19 protein-coding genes are annotated in these 21711 nt (G+C 58.3%); 11 read left to right on the top strand and 8 right to left on the bottom strand.

What is annotated here, in order from left to right; translation table 11 throughout:
• Positions 1-86: 86 nt before the first annotated feature.
• The 6 genes from nagZ (at position 87) to tatC (ending at position 4414) form a co-directional block, all read left to right on the top strand.
• Entirely contained in the window at positions 87-1109 is a 1023-nt protein-coding gene (gene nagZ, locus FGU71_RS01940) for a beta-N-acetylhexosaminidase (protein WP_142787009.1), read from the top strand.
• Between the two features lie 74 nt (positions 1110-1183).
• Positions 1184-1972 carry a segregation and condensation protein A gene (locus FGU71_RS01935; protein WP_142788927.1) on the top strand — a complete coding sequence of 263 codons (789 nt, stop codon included), beginning with the start codon at positions 1184-1186 and terminating at the stop codon, positions 1970-1972.
• A gap of 95 nt (positions 1973-2067) precedes the next feature.
• Complete coding sequence (scpB, locus tag FGU71_RS01930; protein WP_142788926.1) at positions 2068-2712, top strand: SMC-Scp complex subunit ScpB; 645 nt, start codon at positions 2068-2070, stop codon at positions 2710-2712.
• Positions 2713-2807: 95 nt separating this feature from the next.
• Complete coding sequence (locus tag FGU71_RS01925) at positions 2808-3047, top strand: twin-arginine translocase TatA/TatE family subunit (RefSeq protein ID WP_142787008.1); 240 nt, start codon at positions 2808-2810, stop codon at positions 3045-3047.
• Positions 3048-3108: 61 nt separating this feature from the next.
• Positions 3109-3561, top strand: a complete 453-nt coding sequence (tatB, locus tag FGU71_RS01920; RefSeq protein WP_142787007.1) for a Sec-independent protein translocase protein TatB — start codon at positions 3109-3111, stop codon at positions 3559-3561.
• A 10-nt stretch (positions 3562-3571) separates the two neighbouring features.
• The gene (gene tatC, locus FGU71_RS01915) at positions 3572-4414 is read left to right on the top strand and encodes a twin-arginine translocase subunit TatC (protein WP_142787006.1); all 843 of its coding nucleotides are present in this window, start codon (positions 3572-3574) and stop codon (positions 4412-4414) included.
• Positions 4415-4681: 267 nt separating this feature from the next.
• On the opposite strand, the gene FGU71_RS01910 is transcribed toward tatC, so the two are convergent.
• From FGU71_RS01910 to FGU71_RS01900, 3 genes are all read right to left on the bottom strand, one after another.
• Entirely contained in the window at positions 4682-4906 is a 225-nt protein-coding gene (locus FGU71_RS01910) for a hypothetical protein (RefSeq protein WP_142787005.1), read from the bottom strand.
• Between the two features lie 314 nt (positions 4907-5220).
• The gene (locus tag FGU71_RS01905; protein WP_142787004.1) at positions 5221-6876 is read right to left on the bottom strand and encodes an amidohydrolase; all 1656 of its coding nucleotides are present in this window, start codon (positions 6874-6876) and stop codon (positions 5221-5223) included.
• Positions 6877-6881: 5 nt separating this feature from the next.
• Positions 6882-7790: an NAD(P)-dependent oxidoreductase gene (locus tag FGU71_RS01900; RefSeq protein ID WP_142787003.1), complete on the bottom strand. Its 909-nt coding sequence runs from the start codon at positions 7788-7790 to the stop codon at positions 6882-6884.
• Positions 7791-8034: 244 nt separating this feature from the next.
• Here FGU71_RS01900 and FGU71_RS01895 point away from each other — a divergent pair, with 244 nt between their 5' ends.
• The 4 genes from FGU71_RS01895 (at position 8035) to FGU71_RS01880 (ending at position 16832) form a co-directional block, all read left to right on the top strand.
• On the top strand, positions 8035-9300 hold the full coding sequence (locus tag FGU71_RS01895) for a threonine ammonia-lyase (RefSeq protein WP_142787002.1): 1266 nt from the start codon (positions 8035-8037) through the stop codon (positions 9298-9300).
• Positions 9301-9528: 228 nt separating this feature from the next.
• On the top strand, positions 9529-10374 hold the full coding sequence (locus FGU71_RS01890; RefSeq protein ID WP_142787001.1) for an arginyltransferase: 846 nt from the start codon (positions 9529-9531) through the stop codon (positions 10372-10374).
• Positions 10375-10398: 24 nt separating this feature from the next.
• Positions 10399-12618 (top strand): autotransporter assembly complex protein TamA, encoded by a 2220-nt coding sequence (locus tag FGU71_RS01885; protein WP_142787000.1) that lies wholly within the window; start codon positions 10399-10401, stop codon positions 12616-12618.
• Positions 12618-16832, top strand: a complete 4215-nt coding sequence (locus FGU71_RS01880) for a translocation/assembly module TamB domain-containing protein (RefSeq protein ID WP_142786999.1) — start codon at positions 12618-12620, stop codon at positions 16830-16832. The genes FGU71_RS01885 and FGU71_RS01880 overlap by 1 nt, the downstream gene beginning before the upstream one ends.
• A 27-nt stretch (positions 16833-16859) precedes the next feature.
• On the opposite strand, the gene FGU71_RS01875 is transcribed toward FGU71_RS01880, so the two are convergent.
• The gene (locus FGU71_RS01875; protein ID WP_142786998.1) at positions 16860-17468 is read right to left on the bottom strand and encodes a lysozyme; all 609 of its coding nucleotides are present in this window, start codon (positions 17466-17468) and stop codon (positions 16860-16862) included.
• A 132-nt stretch (positions 17469-17600) separates the two neighbouring features.
• Here FGU71_RS01875 and FGU71_RS01870 point away from each other — a divergent pair, with 132 nt between their 5' ends.
• The gene (locus FGU71_RS01870; protein WP_199799156.1) at positions 17601-18143 is read left to right on the top strand and encodes a DUF4287 domain-containing protein; all 543 of its coding nucleotides are present in this window, start codon (positions 17601-17603) and stop codon (positions 18141-18143) included.
• Positions 18144-18313: 170 nt separating this feature from the next.
• Here FGU71_RS01870 and glnA read toward each other — a convergent pair whose 3' ends face one another.
• From glnA to FGU71_RS01850, 4 genes are all read right to left on the bottom strand, one after another.
• Positions 18314-19723 carry a type I glutamate--ammonia ligase gene (gene glnA / locus FGU71_RS01865; protein WP_142786997.1) on the bottom strand — a complete coding sequence of 470 codons (1410 nt, stop codon included), beginning with the start codon at positions 19721-19723 and terminating at the stop codon, positions 18314-18316.
• A 66-nt stretch (positions 19724-19789) separates the two neighbouring features.
• A complete protein-coding gene (locus tag FGU71_RS01860) occupies positions 19790-20128 on the bottom strand; it encodes a P-II family nitrogen regulator (RefSeq protein ID WP_142786996.1) in 339 nt (112 codons plus the stop codon).
• A 162-nt stretch (positions 20129-20290) separates the two neighbouring features.
• A complete protein-coding gene (gene argC / locus FGU71_RS01855; protein WP_142786995.1) occupies positions 20291-21226 on the bottom strand; it encodes an N-acetyl-gamma-glutamyl-phosphate reductase in 936 nt (311 codons plus the stop codon).
• Between the two features lie 19 nt (positions 21227-21245).
• Entirely contained in the window at positions 21246-21599 is a 354-nt protein-coding gene (locus FGU71_RS01850; RefSeq protein ID WP_142786994.1) for a hypothetical protein, read from the bottom strand.
• Positions 21600-21711 lie beyond the last annotated feature (112 nt).

Here is a 21711-nt window from a genome sequence, read left to right as displayed (position 1 = left end):
GTCCGGCTGCGGCGGCGCGCTGTTTTCCCCCATAATAGGTGGTGAATGCGCTTGCCTGGCTGCGCCCCTGATGTAACTCTTTGCCTATGATTCCGGCGATATTTGGATGCAGCGGCCCTGAACTGACGGCCGATGAGCGCGCTTTCTTCCGCGATGCGGATCCGGCGGGCTATATCCTGTTCGGCCGCAATTGCGAAAATCCTGCACAATTGCGCGCGTTGACCGATGAATTGCGCAGCCTTCACGGGCGCGAGCGTCTGCTGATCTCGATTGATCAGGAAGGCGGAAGGGTTGCCCGGCTGCGTCCGCCGCAATGGTCCTCCTATCCAGCGGGTGAGGCATTTGACCGGCTCTACGCGCTCGCTCCGGCAAGCGCGATTGAAGCTGCGCGTGCCAATGCCCATGCGATGGCGCTGGAATTGTCGGCGATGGGCATCACCGTGGATTATCACCCCCCGCTTGATGTGCGTCAGGACGGCGCGCATGATGTAATTGGTGATCGCTCATTGGGGCGCAATCCCATGCAGGTCGCGGCCATTGGCCGTGCATTGCTTGACGGTTTGGCGTCAGGCGGGGTCACCGGATGTATCAAACATATGCCCGGCCACGGCCGCAGCAATGTCGATACGCATAAGGAAATGCCGACAGTCCGCGCCAGCGCCGAAGAACTGGAAAGCGATCTTGCCCCGTTTCGCGCGCTCAATTCGGCGTTGATCGGCATGACGGGACATCTGTTGTTCCCGGTCTGGGATGCGGAAAATCCCGCCACGCTTTCGGCAACGGTCATCAAAGATGTGATCCGCGGACAAATCGGGTTCGATGGTCTGCTGCTAACCGATGATATCGATATGGAAGCGCTCGACGGGACCATTCCCGAACGCTCCGCCCGCGCACACGCAGCCGGCTGTGACATCGTGCTCAATTGCTGGGCCAAGATGGATGATATGAAGGGCATTTGCGAGGCGCTGCCCCCCATGACCGAGGCGTCTTCCCGTCGGCTTGACCGCGCTTTGGCAGACACGCGCATCGCGCCTGTGATTGCCGAACAGCAGCGCGATCTGCTTGCCAAACGCGATGCACTATTGGCGCTTAGCGGGGAGGCGGCATGACCGAAACCGATCCACGGCAGGACGGATTCATGCTGACTGGCGGCGCTATCGGGGCGTCAGAACCAACCGCGCAGATGCCCGCATCATGGCCCGAAGACGAAGCTGCAAAGCAGGGCGCGAAATCGGGTGACAATGCGCTTTATCTGGAGCTGGACGGGTGGGAAGGCCCGCTTGATCTGCTGCTCGATCTGGCGCGGCGCCAAAAGGTGGATTTGCGGCAAATTTCGATCCTCGCACTGGTCGATCAATACCTCACCTATATCGAACAGGCCGAAGCCCTCCGGTTGGAGCTGGCGGCGGATTATCTGGTGATGGCGGCTTGGCTTGCCTATCTGAAATCGGCGCTGCTGCTGCCCAAGGACGAGCAGGAAGACCCCAGCCCCGAAGAACTCGCGCTGCGGCTGCAATTGCGGCTGGCCCGGCTGGGTGCGATGCGCGAAGCGGCTGCGCGTCTGATGGCGCGGGACCGGATTGGCCGGGACATATTCGTTCGCGGCGCGCCCGAAGGATTGCGGATTGACCGAAAGACCCAATGGAAAAGTGACGCCTATTCGCTGATCCAGGCCTATGGTCAGGTAAAAGCGCGCACTGCGCCGCGCATTTATCATGTCGCAGACCGGCCTGTTATGACGCTGGATAGCGCGCTCGACCGCGTTTCCGCGATGCTTGGCGTTACGCTGGAATGGATGGAAATCCGCGATTTTCTGCCTCGCCATGCGGGCGCGAAATTGCGCAAATCGGCGCTCGCCTCAAGTTTTGTCGCCGCGCTGGAGCTCGCGCGCTTGGGTAAAGCCGAGATCGCTCAGGATGAACCGTTTTCCCCGCTGCGCATTCGTCGCCTGAAACAAGGCGAACGCGCATGAACGCAGAGACTTCGGGGGGCAGCCGGCCAGACAACAATATTCCGCATGACAGCGTGCCCAGCGATGATGTCAGTTCGGACACATCTGCGCCGGGGATGGCCCCCGATGAAATCGAGCGGGCGTTGGAAGCCACTTTGTTCGCATCAGAAGAGCCAATGGGCGTCGATGCTCTGGCAAAGCATTTGGGCGATTTGGCGACTTCCGATGTACGCAGCGGGCTGAAATCGCTCGCATCGCGATATGAAAAACGCGGCGTTCAATTGGTTGAACGCGGCAAGCGGTGGCATTTTGAAACTGCGCCTGATCTTGCGCATTTGCTGCGCCGTGAACGCGAGCAGGTTCGGCGTCTGAGCCGAGCGGCGACAGAGGTGCTGGCGATCATCGCCTATCATGAGCCTGTAAGCCGGGCAGAGATTGAATCGATCCGGGGTGTTCAAACCAGCGCGGGTACGCTGGACGTGCTGATGGAGGCTGGCTGGATCAAGCTGGCCGGACGCCGCGAAGTTCCCGGGCGCCCGGTTATCTATGCAACGACGCCGGATTTTCTCGATCATTTTGGCCTTGAATCGCGGCGCGATTTGCCCGGCATGGATGAATTGCGCGCCGCCGGTCTGCTCGATCCGGTGGATGAAGCGCTGGAAGAGGCGATGGACAGTTTTGGCAATCCCGACCCGCAGGGTGATAAGGGCGATGATCAGGAGCGCGATGAGGCCTCTGAAGAGGACGCCGACGACAACTGATTGGTGGTGTTCGAGAATTGAAATGCCGGCATGACTGGCATCGCGGACCGTTCGCGCCTATATTGAATATCTATTTTGGAAAAGAGAGACACCTAATGGGCGGTATCGGCATCTGGCAAATCCTCATCGTGGCGCTTGTCGTCCTCGTCCTGTTCGGGCGTGGCCGCATCTCCGAAATGATGGGCGATTTTGGTAAAGGCATTTCGAGCTTTAAAAAGGGCATGACCGAAGAGGTCGATGATACGCCCGCTTCCAAAGCTCAAATTGAGGCACCGACAAAGGATGCCGCCACCACTGAAACCAAGGCGAGCGAAAAGAGCGATTCGCCCAGCTGATTTCGCTGTGCCGCGCGTTTTGAACTTACGGGTTCGGATTCTGCGCGGATAAGGGTACTTCATGTTCGATATCGGCGCTGCTGAACTTCTGGTTATCGTGATCGTCGCGATCCTTGTGATCGGGCCGAGCGAAATGCCGCGCGCCATGCGCACCGCGGGCCGATGGATCGGTCAGGTCCGCAAAGTCTCCAGCCATTTCAGAGCGGGCATCGATACGATGGTGCGCGAGGCTGAACTGGAGGACATGGAGAAGAAGTGGAAGGCGCAAAACGAAGAGATCATGCGGCGCTCTGCGGTCACGAGTGAAGCCGAGGCAGGGGAGCCGGTCATGACCGGGCCGCCGCCTGTTGATCAAGTGCAAGGCCCCGATCCCGAGGCTGACGATCCGGCACCATCTTCACCGGCTGCTCCGTCTCGTTCCGCAACTGACGCCAATTCTAAGACATCACCGAAACCGGCACCTGACGCAGCGCCCGAGCTGCCGCTTGATCCCAATACACGTTCAAAAGGGTAGCCCGCAGGTCATGGCATTCAAGATCGACGATATCGACGAAAGCCGCGCGCCGCTGCTCGATCATCTTATCGAGCTGCGCACCCGGCTTGTACGGGCGGTGATGGCGCTGGCTGTCGGGTTTGGCGTGTGTCTGTATTTTGCCGATCCGATCCTGGCTTTTTTGGTTAAGCCGTTGAAAGACGCGTTTCCGGACGGGCAGGGCCAGCTGATCTTTACCAAGCTGCCCGAACTGTTCTTTGTCGATCTGAAAGTTGGTCTGTTTGCTGGTTTTATGGTCAGCTTTCCGATCATTGCAAACCAGCTTTGGGCGTTTGTCGCGCCCGGATTGTATGCGCGGGAGAAAAAGGCGTTTTTGCCATTTCTGATCGCGACACCTGTGCTTTTCATCGGCGGTGCATCGCTCGCTTACTTTGTGGTCATGCCCACTGCGTTTCGGTGGTTTCTGGGTTTTGGCGGCGATGCCGGCGGTCTGACGGTGGAGGCATTGCCGGCTGCCGGTGAGTATCTCGACCTGGTAATGCAGTTCATTCTGGCTTTTGGGCTGACCTTTTTGTTGCCGGTTTTGCTCATGCTGCTGCACCGCGCGGGGATTGTCTCTCGCGCTCAGCTGGCAGGAGCGCGGCGGTATGTGATTGTCGGTGTTGTGGCGCTTTCTGCGATTGTCACACCGCCTGATCCGGGTTCCCAGATCATCTTGGCCCTGCCGCTCTTGTTGCTGTTCGAAGGCTCATTGGTGCTGATGAGGTTTCAGGAACGGTTTGTGACCTCTGAACCGGATGCAGCGGACGAAGGCGAGGGCGAAGATTCGTCTACAGGCAATACTGATACAGAGCAGGCGAAGAACGCCGACTGATCCATTTAGCCAGGATGTGCGTATCAGGCGCGTGTGTATCAGGCACGTCTGTATCTGGCGTTCTGTATCTAGCAGTCTTGAACGCACCGAGACGGATGACGTCTGCTGAAAAGATGGTTCATTTTCATCTGCAGGTGCACGGCCCAAATCATAGTTACCGTGCGTTGGAACCATTTCGGTAAATTTGTATCGGACGCAGGCGAGTCAAATTCGCACAAAAAAAGGGGCCCGCAAGCGGACCCCTTGAATTTGTCGTTTCCGACCAGCTTATGGGCTGGTAGGTAGGTCTTCGCCGTCGTCATCAGCGATGATGATGATGCCTGCGATTACGGCAGCAGCAGCGAGAAGAGCAATAAGAATACCGTTCTCACCTTCAAGTTTGCTTTCACCTTCAACCGGGGCGCTAGCACGCTCGAAAGCGGCTTCAGCGATGGCTGGTGATGCAGCGAGAGATACTGCAGCCGTTGCCAGGGCTATGTTACGGAATTTCATAATGGCGTCTCCTATTGAGCTCTTAGTTAATTTCAATCAACTTCTGACTAGACAGGCAACCTGCCGATAGCAAGCCCTAATTTGTAACGAGCTGTGTCAAGCTGGATGAAAATTCGTATTTAAGATCAGCATGTTAGTCGGTTCATCGCAGCTATCGTTCGTGTCGTCTCAGCGCTCAAAAGCTACTTTTTGCTCGCAGTTGCACAATTGCAACTGCGTAAAACGGGAAATGCTGGCTCTGATTCGCCAATTACGGATGGATTTTGGCGGAAAAGTCTCGCGCAAGGTCCATGTGATTCGGAAATCCGCGAAATTCAACGCATCCGCTTGCCGCCAACCCATACTTCCAGAATTCTGGTATCTCTGATGGCGGTGGGCGAGGCCAGCATCGGATCGCGGTCCACGAACAGGAAGTCGGCACGTTCGCCCGGTATCAATCGGCCAAAATGTCCGTCGGCAAACCCGGCATAGGCCGCATCAGCGGTAAAAGCCTTCAAGGCAGCCTCGCGGCTCACAGTCTCACTCGGAAGCCACCCGCCAAACGGCTGTCCGTCGGAATCGGTCCGGCTGATTGCGACTGCAAATCCGGCAAAGGCATCGGTGGGTTCAACCGGTGCGTCCGACCCAAAGGCCAGCTTGCCCCCGACTTTAAGGACACTGCGCCAGGCATAGGCGCCATCAAGCCGGTCAGGGCCGAGGCGGGCTTCCGCCATGGTCCGGTCGGATGTCTGATGCAAAGGCTGCATCGAGGCGATGATGCCGTGCTTGCCAAATTCGGCAAGTTCAGCCGGATCAATGATCTGCGCATGTTCAACGCGCCAGCGCCGGTCACCTGTATAGGTGCCAGACAATTCCTCGATTGCCAGCAACACGTCAGAATTGGCGGCATCGCCGATCGCATGGATTGCGGTTTGAAAATTGTCGAGCGCGGCGCGGCTCATCAAATTGCGAAGCTGGGCAGGGGTCAGCAGCGGAAGCCCTCTGGTCTGCGGTTCATCGGCATATGGCTGTTTAAGGATCGCCCCGCGCGAACCGAGGGCGCCGTCCAGATACAGTTTGATGCCGCCCATGCGCAGCTTGTCTTCATACAGCCACGGGGTCGGCCCTGGCCCGGCGATCAATTCCATCGTGTCGCCATCGGTGGCATAGGACATGATGCGCACATTCAACGCGCCCAGATCGCCTGCGCGCCGGAATGTCTGCCAATCCTCGATCGATGTTCCCATGTCCGCAACTGCGGTAATCCCGTTCGAAAGCAGTATTTCCTGAGCCTTCGCCAGGGCCGCATCGCGATCTTCCGGGCGCGGTTCGGGAACGACTTTGTTCACCAGCGCCTCTGCCGCGTCCACAAACACTCCGGCTGGTTCGCGGCTGCCGGCTTTGCGAATGATGCGTCCGCCGACCGGATCTTTATCTGCTGCGGTTACGCCAGCACGCTCCATCGCGGCGGTGTTCGCCCAGCTTGCGTGGCCATCCACGCGTTGCAGCCAGACGGGGCGATCGGATACGATTGCATCGAGTTCTTCGGCAGTTGGAAACCGGCCAAGACCCCATTTTTCCTGATTCCAGCCGCGCCCGAGGATCCACGGACGGCCCGGATTGTCTTTCGCAAAGGCATCAATTTTGGCCAGTGCACCCTCCAGCGAGGTGGTGTCAGACAAATCGAGCAATAAAGCGCCAAAACCGATGCCCATGACGTGGGCATGCGCATCAATCATGCCGGGCAGCATGACGCGGCCTTTGCCATCAAGCGCGAAATCGACATCATCTGGCCGGTCATCGCCGCGCATTAAGACATCGCGCACCTTGCCTTCGTCATCAAACACCAGACCGGTAAAGCGGATGACCTCGCCGTCCTGATCAACTGTGATGCCATCGACATTGTCCACCAGCGTGTCTGCGGCTGCGGGCACGGCGGCCAAAGCGGCATAGGCAGCAATCGCTGTGAGGGTACAAGAAGCAAAACGCATTGGGTTTATCCTTGGTCTAAGGGTTTTTGGGCGAGGCGGGTGATCAGGGCGCTGGTATCGCGCCTGCCGCCGCCTGACGCCTGAACATCGGCATAAAATTGATCGACCAGTGCCGTCACCGGAGCTGACAGGCCCAGCCGTTTGGCTTCGTCAAGCGCGTAGCCGAGGTCTTTTCGCATCCAGTCAATCGCAAATCCGAAATCAAACTCGCCTGCGGTCATGGTCGTCCAGCGATTGTCCATCTGCCAGCTTTGCGCGGCTCCCCCCGAGATGGCTTCATATGTTTTGCCAAGATCAAGACCAGCGGCCTCTGCCAGACGAACGGCTTCGGATAAACCGCCCAGAATGCCCGCGATGCACATCTGGTTCGCCATCTTGGCGGTTTGGCCAGCGCCGCTGGGGCCGACATGGACGATAGATTTTGAATAGCATTCCATGATGGGACGCGCGCGTTCAACGGCGGCGTTATCCCCTCCGCACATTACCGCAAGCTGGCCCGACACTGCGCCCGCTTCGCCCCCGCTGACAGGCGCATCCACGGCGGCGATGCCGCGTGTCTCCGCCTCGCCCGCCAGCCGCCGCGCCATGTCTGCGGACACGGTTGTATGATCGACGAGCAAGCTGCCCTTGCGCATTGTGGTTAAAACGCCGTGTTCGCTTAATGTGACACCGGTCAGGTCATCATCATTGCCAACGCAGATAAAGACTGTGTCAGCGCCCCGAGCCGCGTCGGCCGGTGTGCTGGCAAAGGTCACGTCCAGACCTTCCTCTGCAAAGGCCTCGCGCCATTTGGCGGCACGTTCGGGCGAACGGTTAAAGGCGGTGACGGTGTGTCCAGCCCGCGCGAGATGGCCGGTCATCGGCCCGCCCATCACGCCAAGCCCGATAAAAGCGATGGATTGAGGAGTGTTCATGCGGGCGTCCTAATAACCTTTCGTATGGATGCCAATGCGTTCGCTGCACCTGCGGCAAACACAAAGCTTGATTCAGCAAAGCTTGATTCAGCAAAGCTTGATTCAGCAAAGCTTGATTCAGCAAAGCGCGATTTGGAAAACCTGATCCCCGATCAATTGGTTCGGCCCGATCAAGAAATTCTTGTGAGGCTCGCGGCAAATCGAATTGCCCTTGGCGCACGGACCGCCTAACCCGCTTTGCATTATGACCAGCCAGACTGCATCAGCCCCTCTTTCCAGCCCGTCCGACGCAAGCCTCGACGAGCTGACCCTGGAAACCGTTCGCGCTGCTGCCGCGCGAATTGAAGGCGCGGTGGTGAAAACGCCGATGATGCGCTCGATCACCTTGTCGGAGATTACCGGCGCCGATATCTGGCTCAAATTCGAAAACCTGCAATTTACCGCCGCTTATAAAGAGCGCGGCGCGCTGAATGCCTTACTGCATCTGACTGACGAGCAGAAAAAGCGCGGCGTCATTGCTGCCTCGGCTGGCAACCATTCGCAGGGGCTATCGTACCACGGGACACGGCTCGGTGTACCGGTAACGATTGTCATGCCCAAGACAACGCCGACAGTAAAAGTCATGCAAACCGAAAGCGTTGGCGGCAATGTAGTTCTCGAAGGGGAAACCTTTGACGAAGCAGCGGCGCATGCGCGGACGCTTGAAAAACAGCTCGGCCTGACATTCGTCCACCCGTTCGATGATCCTCTGATCGCGGCGGGGCAGGGCACCGTGGCGCTGGAAATGCTGGACGTTAAGCCGGATCTGGATTGCCTTGTCACGCCGATTGGCGGCGGCGGTTTGATATCGGGCATGGCGACAGTCGCGCGGGCGATCAATCCCGATATCGAAGTGGTCGGTGTGCAGGCGGCCTTGTTCCCCAGCATGTTCGACCGCATCAAAGGCGAAAGCCACGATTGCGGCGGCGATACTCTGGCCGAAGGCATTGCTGTCAAAAAGCCGGGCGAGTTTACCAGCAGAGTGATCGCCGAACGCGTCGATGATATTTTGCTGGTCGATGAGCCTGCTTTGGAAAAGGCAGTATCTTTGTTGTTGCAGATCGAAAAAACCGTAGTCGAAGGCGCAGGCGCCGCCGGGTTGGCCGCAGTGCTGAGCAATCCGGAGCGTTTTGCTGGCAAAACGATTGGTTTGGTTCTGTGCGGCGGCAATATCGACACCCGCTTGCTCGCCAATGTGTTGCTGCGCGATCTGGCGCGGCAGGGACGTTTGGCGCGTTTGCGTGTGACGTTGCAGGATCGCCCCGGCGCTTTGTTCAAGGTGATGAGCCTGTTTGACCAGCATAACGTCAATATCATCGAAATCTATCATCAGCGCATTTTTACATCGCTGCCAGCCAAAGGGTTGATCACCGATATCGAGTGCGAGGCGCGCGACGCCGATCAGGTTGAACGCTTGGTCAAAGCGCTCCGGGCGAAAAACTATGAAGTGCAAATGGTTGAGCTGAATTAGCGCGCAGGCACGATTGGCTGCCCATTTTAAGCGTGTCGATTAAGGTTTGGCATTGGTGTGTCCTGAATCGCACCGTTGTATAAGGCAAACCCGCGCCCACTTGTGCAAAGTAAGGGTTTATTCACCCTGATTCATAGTTAAGGGTCTTTTACTGCGGCGCTCAAGCAGGCATAACATTGTCTTAACAGGCATCCACCAGCGACCCGCAAGAGAGGACCCGGCAAAGCCGTGACGGCACCAATTCGCTTCCCCCGTTTTTTCGTGACAAGCCCCGCGCCGTGCCCCTATTTGCCGGGACGTCAGGAACGCAAGGTTTTCACCGAGTTGAAAGGCGCGCATGCCGATCAGCTCAACGAAGCGTTGGGCCGAATTGGATTTCGCCGCAGTCAGACCGTTGCCTACCGGCCAAGCTGTCTGAACTGTCAGGCCTGTGTTTCGGTGCGCGTGGTCGCATCCGAGTTTAAGCCTTCGAGCACGCAGAAACGCGAGCTCAAACGCAACAGCGATCTGATAGCGACCGAATGCCGGCCTTGGGCCACCGATGAACAGTTTGAATTGTTGACGAAATATCTCGCAGTCCGGCACCCGGATGGCGGCATGTCCGCGATGGACGAAATGGATTATGCCGACATGGTCGAGCATACGCCTGTGACTAGCAGCCTGGTCGAATATCGCGAACCTACGATGACCGGTGAACCGGGCAAACTGGTTGGCGCGTGCCTCACCGATCGTCAGGGTGATGGGCTGTCGATGATCTATTCCTTTTACGATCCGGAGCATACAGACCGCGCGGGCCTCGGGAATTATGTCATCCTCGATCATATCCGCCGCGCCGGCGAAAACGGCCTGCCTTATGTCTATCTTGGATATTGGGTCGATGGGTCGCCGCGGATGCAATATAAAGTGCGTTACCGACCGCTCGAAAAACTGACGCGGGACGGGTGGCAGCGCATGGATCGCGACGAACAGAGCAAACTGATCGCCGAAGCTACAGCACCACGTAGCGAAAAGAGTGGAACCTTGGACGCAACGCGGGGTAAAGACGGGCAACCCGTTAAGTTTCCTGCGAGCTGATATTTGCAACGCTTACAATTGAACATGGCCTTTGTGGCCGGAATGGCATGTGCGCTTGTTCCGGTTGGCAGCCATGCGCATGCTCAGGAAACCGGCGATGATCAGGCAGAGCAATCCCAAACACCAGCCAGCGAGCCTGCGCCAACATCGCTAAACAGGCTTTCGCTCGATGATCTCATCCCGAGCGATGCGGTCAACAATGCTGAGGAATGGGCCGGGCAAAGCGGGCCGGGGGCAACTTCTCCGCAGGCCGAAGAGCGCGCAGAAGCCGATGTTGACGATGTATCGGATGCCGCCGAGGTTCAGTTAGACAGCCTCACCGATCCCGCCATTTCCGCAGCGCTCGACAATTTCGAGATTCCTCAGCCTGACCAGCTTGAGCCTGATCCGCAAGTCACCGCCATTGCCGAAATAGACGCACCCGATCTGATCGAATTTCCGGAGCTGGAAGAATTCAAAATCAGCGATGAGCTGATCCTTGCTTTTCCGAAGGACAATGATCGCTTCCCCGAGCGCACCGGATTTATCGAGCGTTTCAAGGCGCTATCGACCATCGAAACGCTTGAGGGCGGCGAAGGCACCGTGCCTCAGCTGGCTGCGCGCGCCCGCGCGGATGAAACGCTGCTGGCGGAAATGCTGCGGACCTATGGCTATTACGATGGCGAGGTTGTGCGTCAGCTATCGGGCGGCAGACGCGGCGATAATGGCGATGGGTCAAACGTTGATGTCGACCCGCAAGTCCGTTTCGATGTGCTGCCCGGTGACCGTTATACTTTCGGCGCGATTGATCTTGGCCAGCTGAACGAGGCACCCGATTTCGAGATGTTGCGGGACAGTTTTGGTATTCAGACGGGCGATCCCCTGCAATCGGACCGGATCATTGCCAAGCAGACCGATCTGCGACTCGCGCTTGGTGAAGGCGGCTATCCGTTTGCCGAAATCGATGCGCCCAGCCTGCTCATCGATCATGATCGCAGCGAAGGCGATCTGACGTTGCCGGTGGCACCCGGCGGCAAATACCGGATTGGCGGGATCGTCAGCGCGGATGAAAGCTTCCTTTCGGGCAAGCACCTTTCCCGGATTGCCCGGTTTGAAGGCGGCGACATTTATCAGGCCAGCCTTCAGGCGGATCTTCGCCGCGCTATTCTGGCAACCGGATTGGTCACCAGCGTTACCGTCGCACCGCGCGAGCTTACAGCCCCGCAAGATGGCCAGCCGGGTGAGGTTGCGCTCGACGTTGAATTTGAAGAAGCGCCGCTGCGCACAATCGCAGGCGCGGTCGGTTACGGAACGGAAGACGGCGTAAAAGTCGAAGCGAGCTGGGAGCACCGCAACCTGTTTCCATCCGAAGGCTCGATCAGGCTGCGCGGCATTCTGGGCACGCGCGAACAGCTGGCCAGTATCACGTTCAAGAAAAACAATTTCCGTGACCGCGATCAGGTTTTGACCGTTGATGCCTATGCCAGCGACATCGAAACCGAAGCGGTCGATGCGCGGACACTGGCATTGCGGGGATCATTCGAGAAGATATCCAACCTGCTTTTTCAGAAACCATTAAGCTGGCAGGTCGGCGCAGAGGTCCTCTACAGCGACGAACGCAATCGCGTGATCGGCGGAGTGGAGCGTGAGCGTCAGACGTTTAATATCTTTGGCCTGTTCGCCAGCGCCACGATTGATGCCAGCGATGACCTGCTCGATCCATCAAAAGGCTTTCGTCTGACAGGGTTTCTGGCACCCGAAGTGTCGCGCTCACAAGGCATCAATTCATTCTATCTCAGAGCGCAGGCGGATGCCTCGGTGTACCAGAATGTTGGCAGCACTGTTCTGGCCGGGCGCGTTCGCGCTGCGACGATCCAAGGCGCAGAGTTTTTCGAAGTTGCGCCTTCGCGCAGGCTGTATGCTGGCGGCGGCGGTTCGGTGCGCGGCTATGGTTTCCAGGGTGTCGGGCCGCGCAATGACTTTGGCGAGGCAACTGGCGGCGCGTCGCTGGTCGAGTTGGCGATCGAAGCGCGGATTCAGACAGGGTTGCTGGATGGAGCGGTTGAAATCGTGCCGTTTATCGATGCAGGCTCCGTCGCGCTGGGTTCGACGCCGGATTTCCGCTTTATCCAATACGGTGCGGGTGTCGGTGTTCGCTACAAGACCAGCTTTGGCCCTATCCGGGTCGATGTGGGCGCGCCGCTTAACCCGACACAGTTTGATGCACCGGTCGTGGTGTATGTCAGCCTTGGTCAGGCATTCTGATGGCCGACCCTGATATCATCGAGGAAGACCAAACCGAACCGCCTGCGCGCAAGCGTAAGCGGCGCTGGCTTAAACGGCTGGGCTGGTTGCTGGCGATCCTGCTTGCGCCGCTGCTGTTGGCTGCAATATTTTTGAGCACGCCGATTGGTAAGCGGTTTCTGGCCGATCAAATCGCCGAGGTCGCGCCTGCATCGGGCCTGCGTTTTGAAGTGGGCCGGATCGAAGGCGATATATACGGGGAATCGGTGCTGCACGATGTTGAGCTGAGCGATCCCAAGGGTGTGTTTTTGACCATACCCGAAGTTGAATTGAGCTGGCGTCCGCTCTCGTGGATCTGGAGCGGGATCGATGTCCGCAAATTAAGTGCGCGGCGCGGACGGCTTGAACGACTGCCCGAATTGCTGCCCGGTGATCCTGACGCGCCGTTCCTGCCGGATTTTGATATCCGCGTTGACATGCTTGAGATTGATCGCCTTGTGCTGGCCCCCGGTATTGCCGGTACGAACGCGCATACGGTCAATTTGACGAGCACCATCGATATCCGGTCTGGCCGTGCTTTGGTCGATGCAAATGGTACATTCGGGGCGAGCGACAGCATTGCCTTGCTGCTGGATGCGCGGCCCGACGGCGACCGGTTTGATCTGGCGCTGGATTACAATGCGGCGGCTGATGGTCCGATTGCGCAGATCGCGGGCCTGAATGCCGGCTACGAAGCACGCATCGAGGGTGAGGGCACCTGGACGAGCTGGCTCGGTCATGCGCTGATCACCCGCGAGCCGGTTGGCGGTGAGGCGCGCCGTTTTGCTGCTTTTCAATTGACCAATCAGGCAGGGACCTATGGTTTGCTGGGGCAATTGACCCTGCCATTTGACCGCGCAACCATTTTGGGCCGGGCAACCGGTGATGTGGTTTCCTTGGCGCTGAACGGGACATTGGAAGAAAGCACGTTTGACGGAAGTCTTGCAGCGGTTTCATCGGCGCTGGATCTGCGCGGAAACGGCGCGCTCGATCTTGCTGGCAACCGGTTTGACGATTTCGATGCGAGCGTGTTCATGCGCGATCCGGCACTTCTGGGTGAAGCGGTCCAATTGCGTGATGCGCGATTGTTAGCGGTAATCGACGGGCCGTTTCGTGATCTGAGGGTCGATCACACTTTGAATGTAGCAGAGCTGGACGCGGGCGCTGTAATTCTGGCTGGTTTGACGCAGGCGGGCACCGCGACATTTGACGGCACGACATTCGCAATGCCGCTTGATGCAAAAGTCGATCAAGTCACAACCGGCAATGCAATTATCGATCCCGAGCTTGTGGACGGCACGTTAACCGGCCGACTGACCTATGCCGGAACCCGGCTCAATTCGGATGAAGCGCGAATTACATTCCCGTCTTTGAATGCGGCGCTCGCTTTGCGCGGCGATACCGGTTCGGGCATCTATGCGCTTGCCGGCCCGGTGAATGCGCGCGCGCTGGCGCTTGAGGGTATCGGCACGGTTAATGCGAATGCCAAACTGGTCGCACGCTTTGGGACAAGCATTGCGTGGAGCGTGCGGGCTAACCTTGCCGGGCAGCTGGACGATGTCACCAATTCCAGCATTGCCAATGTCGCCGGAGAGAAGCTGAAGTTTAACGGCGCGTTCGGCGCGGCATCGGGTCAGCCAATTGTGCTGCGCGATATGGTGCTGGAGAGTGAACGTCTTGATGCGCGGTTTGACAGCCGTATTGTCGGAGACACCACGACCCTGGCGGGCAGCGGCAGCCATGTTGAATACGGCCCGTTCACCGTCGATGCCCAGCTTGCCGGCGATGGACCGCGCGCGACGCTGGTCCTTGCCAATCCGTTCCCCGCTGCGGGACTAACCGATGTGCGCCTTGGCATCGCGCCGAGCGATAATGGTTTTGCCATTGATACAAGCGGCGGATCGCTGCTTGGTCCGTTCACAGGTTCGCTGGGGCTGGAGCTTCCCGCCGAAGGAGCGACACGGGTCGCTATCAACCGATTGCAGGTGTACCGGACGAACGTAACCGGTGCTCTGGCGCTGGGTGATCGCGGCATTTCTGGCGATCTTTCACTTTCGGGCGGCGGGATTAATGGCACCATCGCACTGGCACCGGGCGCTGGCGGTGCACAAGGTTTCGATCTGGATCTGAAAGCGCGTCAGGCAAGCTTTGGCGGTGGCACGCCGATTGCCCTTGCGGTTGCCGATATCGACGCCAGCGGCAGTTTTGCCGATGGCAGCAGCCGCATTACCGCAGATGTTAGCGGATCTGGCCTCAACTACGGCGCGCTTTCGATCGCGCAATTCGCAGCCAATGCGCAGATTGTTGACGGCCGAGGCGACGTAAACGCTTCGATAGCAGGACGGCGCAGCGACCGCTTTATGCTCAAGCTCGATGGAGACATCGCGCCCGACAGGATCGCCGTTTTCGCGCGCGGAGAATATGGCGGCCGGGCAATCACCATGCCGCGCCGCGCGGTGTTGAGCGCACAAGACGGCGGCGGATGGCGGCTCGCGCCGACGCAAATCGGGTTTGCGCGCGGATATGCTATTGTCGAAGGCGCGACCGGCGATAATCAGACATCATTCAAAGCGCAGCTTTCGCAAATGCCGCTGCGGCTTGCCGATTTGGTCGGCAGCGAGCTCGGTCTGGGCGGGCGTCTTTCGGGTATTGTTACGTGGGACCAAATCGGCGCTGCTGCACCGATTGCCAATGCGCGGGTCCAGATCGATGATTTTACCCGCTCTGGTCTGGTGCTGTCCTCGACGCCGATTGATGTGCTCGCCGTGGCTGATCTGACCGCATCCTCGCTGACCGTGGGTGCGCGGCTGCGCGAGGATAACAAACGGCTCGGACGGCTTGATGCCCGCGTTACCGGATTGGGCCGAGGCGGCGATCTGGCCGCGCGCATCATGAACGGGCGGCTGGATGCAACATTCGCCTATGATGGAGCGGCGAGCTCGCTCTGGAGGTTGGCGGCCATCGAAACATTTGACCTGACCGGCCCGATCAGCGTGAGCGCAAAGGCGGTCGGTACGCTGTCCGATCCGCGCATCACCGGCGATCTGGCCAGCGATGACCTGCGCCTGCAAAGCGCGGTTTCGGGCACAGATATCGACGACGTGACCGCTCGGGGCCGGTTTGCCGGATCGACCCTTAGACTGACCCGTTTTGCAGGAAGCACGCGCGGCGGCGGTAGAGTCAGCGGAAGCGGGACGATTGATCTGTCGGCCATGAGCGCAAGCCGCGGTCCCCGCATTGATCTGCGCGCTGCTGCAACCAAAGCGCAATTGCTCAACGCAAACGGTCTTGATGCAACGATCACTGGCCCGCTGCGGATCGTATCTGATGGCGTCGGCGGCACCATTGCCGGGCGCGTTTCGATAGACCAGGCGAGCTGGGCATTGGGCATCGCGGCAGAGGATTTGTCTCTCCCGACTATCGCAACGCGCGAAATCAACCGGCGCGATGCGGTAACCACTGCATCGACCAGTGCGGACGCATCGTGGCGGTATCTCATCAACGCAAAAGCGCCCAGCCGCGTCGCGGTCGACGGGATGGGCCTCGATAGCGAATGGGGCGTTGATATTGCACTGCGCGGAACTGTGAATGATCCGCGCATCGGCGGCGAGGCGCGGCTGGTTCGCGGGGATTATACCTTTGCCGGAACGCGGTTTGAAATGAGCGAGGGCCGGATTGCCTTCGATGTGAACCGGCCGATCGATCCGCGCCTAAACCTTGTCGCACAAACCAGCGCAAGCGGGACCAATGTAACCGTCGCGATTACCGGCAACGCCCAAACGCCCGAGGTCGCGTTCACTTCCGAACCGGCTTTGCCTGAGGAAGAGATTTTGTCGCGCCTGTTGTTTGGCGGCTCTGTTACCTCGCTTTCGGCGACTGATGCACTGCAATTGGGCGCGGCGCTCACTGCGCTGCGCGGCGGGGGCGGGGGCCTCGATCCGATCGGCGATTTGCGGCGCTCAATCGGGCTTGACCAGCTTCGCATTGTCAGCGCCGATCCGGCCCTTGGACGGGGCACGGGCGTGGCGCTGGGTAAGAATATCGGCCGCCGCGCTTATGTTGAAATTGTGACCGATGGGCGCGGTTACAGCGCGACTTCGGTGGAATACCGCGTGACCAGCTGGCTCGCTCTGCTTGGTACGGTTTCAACCATTGGCCGCGACAGCGTGCTCGCTGAAATCAGCCGGGATTACTGACCCGGAAGTATCACTGACCCGGAAAGGTTACTGGCCGGAATAAAGCCGCGCTTCTTCAGAGCGTCTCCGCACCAGGCCTTTCAGAACCTGGCCGCCTGCCTTGTTCCAGCGCGCAAATTCCTGGGCAGCACCGGCATGATCACCGGCAACATGTTTCTTGGTCAAAGTCGCGCGGCCAATTGCGCCGGTGTTGTAGTGAAAGCTGACCATTGCATCGAATTGGGATTGGGTGGTGGGAGCATCGCCGATCGCGCGCGCAACATCGGCGGCATAGCGTTTCAGGTCTTCTTCCAGCCTCTCATCGCATTGGTTCTGCGTCCAGATGGTGTCTTCCCTGACAAAGCCGTGCAGCCCCTGGCGCGTTGCGCCCCAACCAATTGTCCACGGTGCGCCGCCCGTTCCAGGATCGGGATAGGCCGCGACCCGGCCATCGCGCCGCAGCCGCGCGCAGCCTTCGAATCGTTTGATAAGCGCGATCCCAGCCGGGCCTACTGTGAACGGGATCGGAGACGGACCGCCGGCCTGATCCAGCGCGGAATCAAGCGATCGGACCTCGCTCGTGCGAAAGCCGCGACCTAACATTTTGCGCACAGTATCGAAAACGGGTTTTCGGGGATTGGTCGAATGGTTTTTCATAAGGACACAGCCTCTTGGTTACAGCGGGGAAAGAGGCGAAACCAGATGACACACAAAAGCCGAGTAGGAAAACCGCGCCCTTAGCCGCGCGGGCGCTTTCGTGTTATTTTTCGGATGGAGGGAGAAGAGACGATGAACACTGTGAACACGCAATTGGCCACGATGTTGGCAAATTTACCTGAAAAAACCGGAAAACCTTTGAAAGACTGGCTGGCGCTGATCGCGGCGGAGCCGCTGGAAAAGCACGGACAGATCGTCAAGTTTCTTAAGGGCGATCACGGTGTCACGCATGGTTTTGCCAATCTAATCGCCAACGAGGCGCTGAAAACCGATGCGCCTGCCGATCCAGTAGCGGAGCAATATTCCGGCGCGAAAGCGGATTTGAAACCGATCCATGACGCGGTGATCGATTACGCCAAAAGCCTCGGCAGTGATGTTGAAATCGCGCCCAAGAAAACCAGCGTCAGCCTGCGCCGGGCCAAACAATTCGCTTTGATCACGCCCGCCACCAAAACGCGGATTGATCTGGGCCTCGCGCTGAAAGGCGATGATGCGGCAGGCCGGTTGGAACCTTATAACGCGATGTGCAGTCACCGCGTCCGGCTTGAAAGCGTTGCCGATTTTGACGAACAAGTGCGCGCATGGATAGCAGAGGCATATTCGCGGGCAGGATAGCAAAAAGCCGCCCGGTTTCCCGAGCGGCTTTTAATTATTGTCACCGACCGAAACCGAAGTTTCTGCCCGTCTGACTGTGTGCCCGCAGCGATGCGATCCTTGATCGCGTGAGCCAGAAGGCGAGGGCTCGGCGAGGGTGCGGCGAGGGCGCATGGCCCTCGCGCCCCAAATCAGCTGCTGTAATACATATCGAACTCGACCGGGCATGGAGTGGTTTCGGTGCGGATCACCTCTTCCCACTTAAGCTCGGCATAGGCGTCGATCTGGTCTTTGCTGAACACGTCGCCTTTAAGCAGGAATTCGTGATCGGCTTCGAGCGCTTCGAGTGCTTCGCGCAAGCTGCCGCACACGGTTGGAACTTCGGCGAGCTCTGCCGGCGGCAGGTCGTAAAGGTTCTTGTCCATGGCTTCGCCCGGGTGGATCTTGTTTTCGATGCCGTCGAGGCCCGCCATGAGCAACGCCGAAAACGCGAGATACGGGTTCGCCAGTGGATCGGGGAAGCGGAATTCGACGCGCTTCGCTTTCTCGCCTGCACCATAAGGAATGCGGCACGAAGCCGAGCGGTTGCGGGCTGAGTAAGCGAGCAGAACCGGGGCTTCAAAGCCCGGAACCAGCCGCTTGTAGCTGTTGGTGGTCGGGTTGGTGAAGGCATTGATCGCCTTGGCATGTTTGATTACGCCGCCGATGTAATACAGGCAGGTTTCGGACAGGCCGGCATATTCATTGCCTGCAAAAGTCGGCTTGCCGTCTTTCCAGATCGACATGTGGCTGTGCATGCCGCTGCCGTTATCGTCCTTGATCGGTTTGGGCATGAATGTCGCGGTTTTGCCGTATGCGTGGGCAACCTGCTGCACGACATATTTGTAAACCTGGACCTGATCCGCCGCAGTGGTGAGCGAGGAATAGGTTATGCCAAGCTCATGCTGGGCAGCGGCCACTTCGTGGTGGTGCTTGTCCATGTTGAGACCCATTTCCATCATCGTGGAAACCATCTCGCCGCGGATGTCCATGCAGCTATCGACCGGTGCAACGGGGAAATAGCCACCCTTTGCGCGCGGACGGTGGGCCATATTGCCCATTTCATATTCTTTGCCAGTGTTGGTTGGCAGCTCGATATCGTCGATCGCATAGCCTGATCCGGCATAACCATCTTCAAAACGGACATCGTCGAACATGAAGAATTCAGGTTCAGGGCCAACATAGATGGTGTCACCGATACCGGTCGACGCCAGATAGGCTTCGGCGCGTTTTGCGGTCGAGCGCGGGTCACGCGCATACAATTGGCCGTCGGATGGTTCCACAATGTCGCAGAAGATCGAGATCATCGGCGTCGCACTGAACGGATCGACATATACCGAGTCCATATCCGGTTTGAGGATCATGTCGGATTCGTTGATCGCTTTCCAGCCTTCGATCGAAGAACCGTCAAACATCAGGCCATCTTCCAGCGAATCTTCATCCATGACGCTGGCGGCCATGGTCAGGTGCTGCCATTTGCCTTTGGGGTCGGTGAAACGAAGATCGACCCATTCGATTTCTTCGTCTTTGATCTGTTTAAGGACGTCTTTGATGCTTGCCATGGTGCTAGTCTCCAGCTGGTAAATGAATGAATATCCGCAGCGAATGCGGACGGAATTGGATGATAATTAGATAGCGTCGTCGTTTGTTTCGCCGGTGCGAATGCGCAGCGCGGTTTCGATTGAACTGACAAAGATTTTGCCGTCGCCAATCCGGCCGGTTTGTGCAGCTGCTGCGATCGCTTCGACGACGCGTTCGGCCTGATCGTCGGTGACGACGACTTCGAGTTTCACTTTAGGCAGGAAATCGACGACATATTCGGCGCCGCGGTAAAGCTCGGTGTGGCCTTTTTGGCGGCCAAAGCCGCGCGCCTCGGTAACGGTGATTCCGGATACGCCAATTTCGTGGAGCGCCTCCTTCACTTCGTCGAGTTTGAAAGGCTTAATGATCGCTTCGATCTTTTTCACGTGTGGCTACCCACCCTTGGTCCGTTTTTGACACTTCATATAGAACCAAGAATCGTGCCAATTGTTCCGAAAGGGCGCACGCGCTTATGCTGGCATCGCTTCAGACTACCACCTGCCTATATTGAATCCAACAATTGCCCAAAATTTAGGCAGTAGCGGCATTTAGAGGCGTAATCCTGTGGTTTCGGGCAGGCCGCACATGATATTCAAATTCTGGATTGCGGCACCGCTCGCGCCTTTGCCAAGATTGTCGAGCCGGGCGACGAGGCGTGCTTGGTAGTCGCCTTCGAAAACATAAAGCGTCATGCCGTCCCAAGGTTCGGCGTCTTGGCGCAAAAGCAATTCAGAGAGTTCGGAGGAGTTCGAGTTAACTTTCACAACCTGGCTGTCCGCATAGTGTTTTTGCAGCGCGCTAGTCAGGACATTCACTGCAGGCTCTTCGAAATGATCATCGCAAATCACGTCGAGTGAAATGGGCACATCAACAATCATCCCACGATGCGCCGGAACCACGGCCGGTGAAAAGACGGGAGCCAGACCCAGTCCGGCATACTTTTGCATCTCGGGCAAATGCTTGTGATCAAGGCCAAGGCCGTAAGCGCGAAAGGCGATGGTTGGATCGTCTTCGAAACGCCCGATGAGCGCGTTTCCGCCTCCGGAATAACCGCTGACTGCGTTGACTGTGTAGGGCCAGTCGGGTTCAAGAATCTCCGCCCTCACTAACGGCGCAATGAGAGCAAGAAATCCGGTCGGATAGCAGCCCGGATTGGATACGAATTGCGCTCCGGCAATTTTGTCATGTCCAACCAGCTCGGGAAACCCATAGGTCCACCCATCCGCCACCCGGTGCGCGCTGGATGCGTCGATAATACGCGTCTTCGATCCCTTGGTCAGCGCCACTGCTTCCATTGCCGCCGCATCCGGCAGGCACAGGATCGCAATATCGGCTTCGTGCAGCGCTTCGCGGCGGGCCGCTTCATCTTTGCGATGGCCCTCGTCCAGAACGATCAAATCAAATTCGCTGCGTCCAGCAAGCCGGTCGCGGATTTCAAGGCCGGTTGTTCCGGCGGCGCCATCGATAAAAATACGGGTAGTCATAATCGCGCTTGTAGCGGCTTCAGTTTGCGAGACAATCCGCTTTGCAATATCCGCTTGGACCTTCGGGGCCTACGCAAATCCACACCCATTCGCCCGCCACATCAAGCACCTCGATGGCGCTTCCTGCGGGAAGCATACGCGTGATTTCGCTGTCATCGCGCGGCATCAGGTGCAGATTGGTATCCTGATCGCCAATCTTGGCGACATGGGGGATCACATAATGCGCGGCCAGATGCGTTCCGGCGAGCGCGATATGCGCAAGATCACCGCGCAGCGGCAATGTACCGGGCATAGGCTTTTGCACCGGGCCTTTCAGACCCAGTATGCCGCCTGGCACGGTATATGTATTTGCCTGCACTTCGGTGCCGCTCATTCGCAGTTTGATCCTTAGTTCCCCCGAAGGCGCGCGCTTAGCCGCAAGTGAATGATCGGGCAAGTTTACGCCTGTAGAAAGCGATCAACGCGCAGCGGGCGAAACCGGTTCC

This window comes from Erythrobacter insulae (assembly GCF_007004095.1).
GTDB lineage: Bacteria > Pseudomonadota > Alphaproteobacteria > Sphingomonadales > Sphingomonadaceae > Erythrobacter > Erythrobacter insulae.
The sequence above is the reverse complement of the archived record's forward strand: the minus strand, read 5'-3'. Positions and strand labels throughout refer to the sequence as shown.

Excerpts from the sequence above, each read along its gene's own strand:
- nagZ (WP_142787009.1), top strand. The coding sequence starts at position 87 with ATGATTCCGGCGATATTTGGATGCAGCGGCCCTGAACTGACGGCCGAT.
- FGU71_RS01935 (WP_142788927.1), top strand. The coding sequence starts at position 1,184 with ATGCCCGCATCATGGCCCGAAGACGAAGCTGCAAAGCAGGGCGCGAAA.
- scpB (WP_142788926.1), top strand. The coding sequence starts at position 2,068 with ATGGCCCCCGATGAAATCGAGCGGGCGTTGGAAGCCACTTTGTTCGCA.
- FGU71_RS01925 (WP_142787008.1), top strand. The coding sequence starts at position 2,808 with ATGGGCGGTATCGGCATCTGGCAAATCCTCATCGTGGCGCTTGTCGTC.
- tatB (WP_142787007.1), top strand. The coding sequence starts at position 3,109 with ATGTTCGATATCGGCGCTGCTGAACTTCTGGTTATCGTGATCGTCGCG.
- tatC (WP_142787006.1), top strand. The coding sequence starts at position 3,572 with ATGGCATTCAAGATCGACGATATCGACGAAAGCCGCGCGCCGCTGCTC.
- FGU71_RS01910 (WP_142787005.1), bottom strand. The coding sequence starts at position 4,906 with ATGAAATTCCGTAACATAGCCCTGGCAACGGCTGCAGTATCTCTCGCT.
- FGU71_RS01905 (WP_142787004.1), bottom strand. The coding sequence starts at position 6,876 with ATGCGTTTTGCTTCTTGTACCCTCACAGCGATTGCTGCCTATGCCGCT.
- FGU71_RS01900 (WP_142787003.1), bottom strand. The coding sequence starts at position 7,790 with ATGAACACTCCTCAATCCATCGCTTTTATCGGGCTTGGCGTGATGGGC.
- FGU71_RS01895 (WP_142787002.1), top strand. The coding sequence starts at position 8,035 with ATGACCAGCCAGACTGCATCAGCCCCTCTTTCCAGCCCGTCCGACGCA.
- FGU71_RS01885 (WP_142787000.1), top strand. The coding sequence starts at position 10,399 with ATGGCCTTTGTGGCCGGAATGGCATGTGCGCTTGTTCCGGTTGGCAGC.
- FGU71_RS01880 (WP_142786999.1), top strand. The coding sequence starts at position 12,618 with ATGGCCGACCCTGATATCATCGAGGAAGACCAAACCGAACCGCCTGCG.
- FGU71_RS01875 (WP_142786998.1), bottom strand. The coding sequence starts at position 17,468 with ATGAAAAACCATTCGACCAATCCCCGAAAACCCGTTTTCGATACTGTG.
- FGU71_RS01870 (WP_199799156.1), top strand. The coding sequence starts at position 17,601 with ATGAACACTGTGAACACGCAATTGGCCACGATGTTGGCAAATTTACCT.
- glnA (WP_142786997.1), bottom strand. The coding sequence starts at position 19,723 with ATGGCAAGCATCAAAGACGTCCTTAAACAGATCAAAGACGAAGAAATC.
- argC (WP_142786995.1), bottom strand. The coding sequence starts at position 21,226 with ATGACTACCCGTATTTTTATCGATGGCGCCGCCGGAACAACCGGCCTT.
- FGU71_RS01850 (WP_142786994.1), bottom strand. The coding sequence starts at position 21,599 with ATGAGCGGCACCGAAGTGCAGGCAAATACATATACCGTGCCAGGCGGC.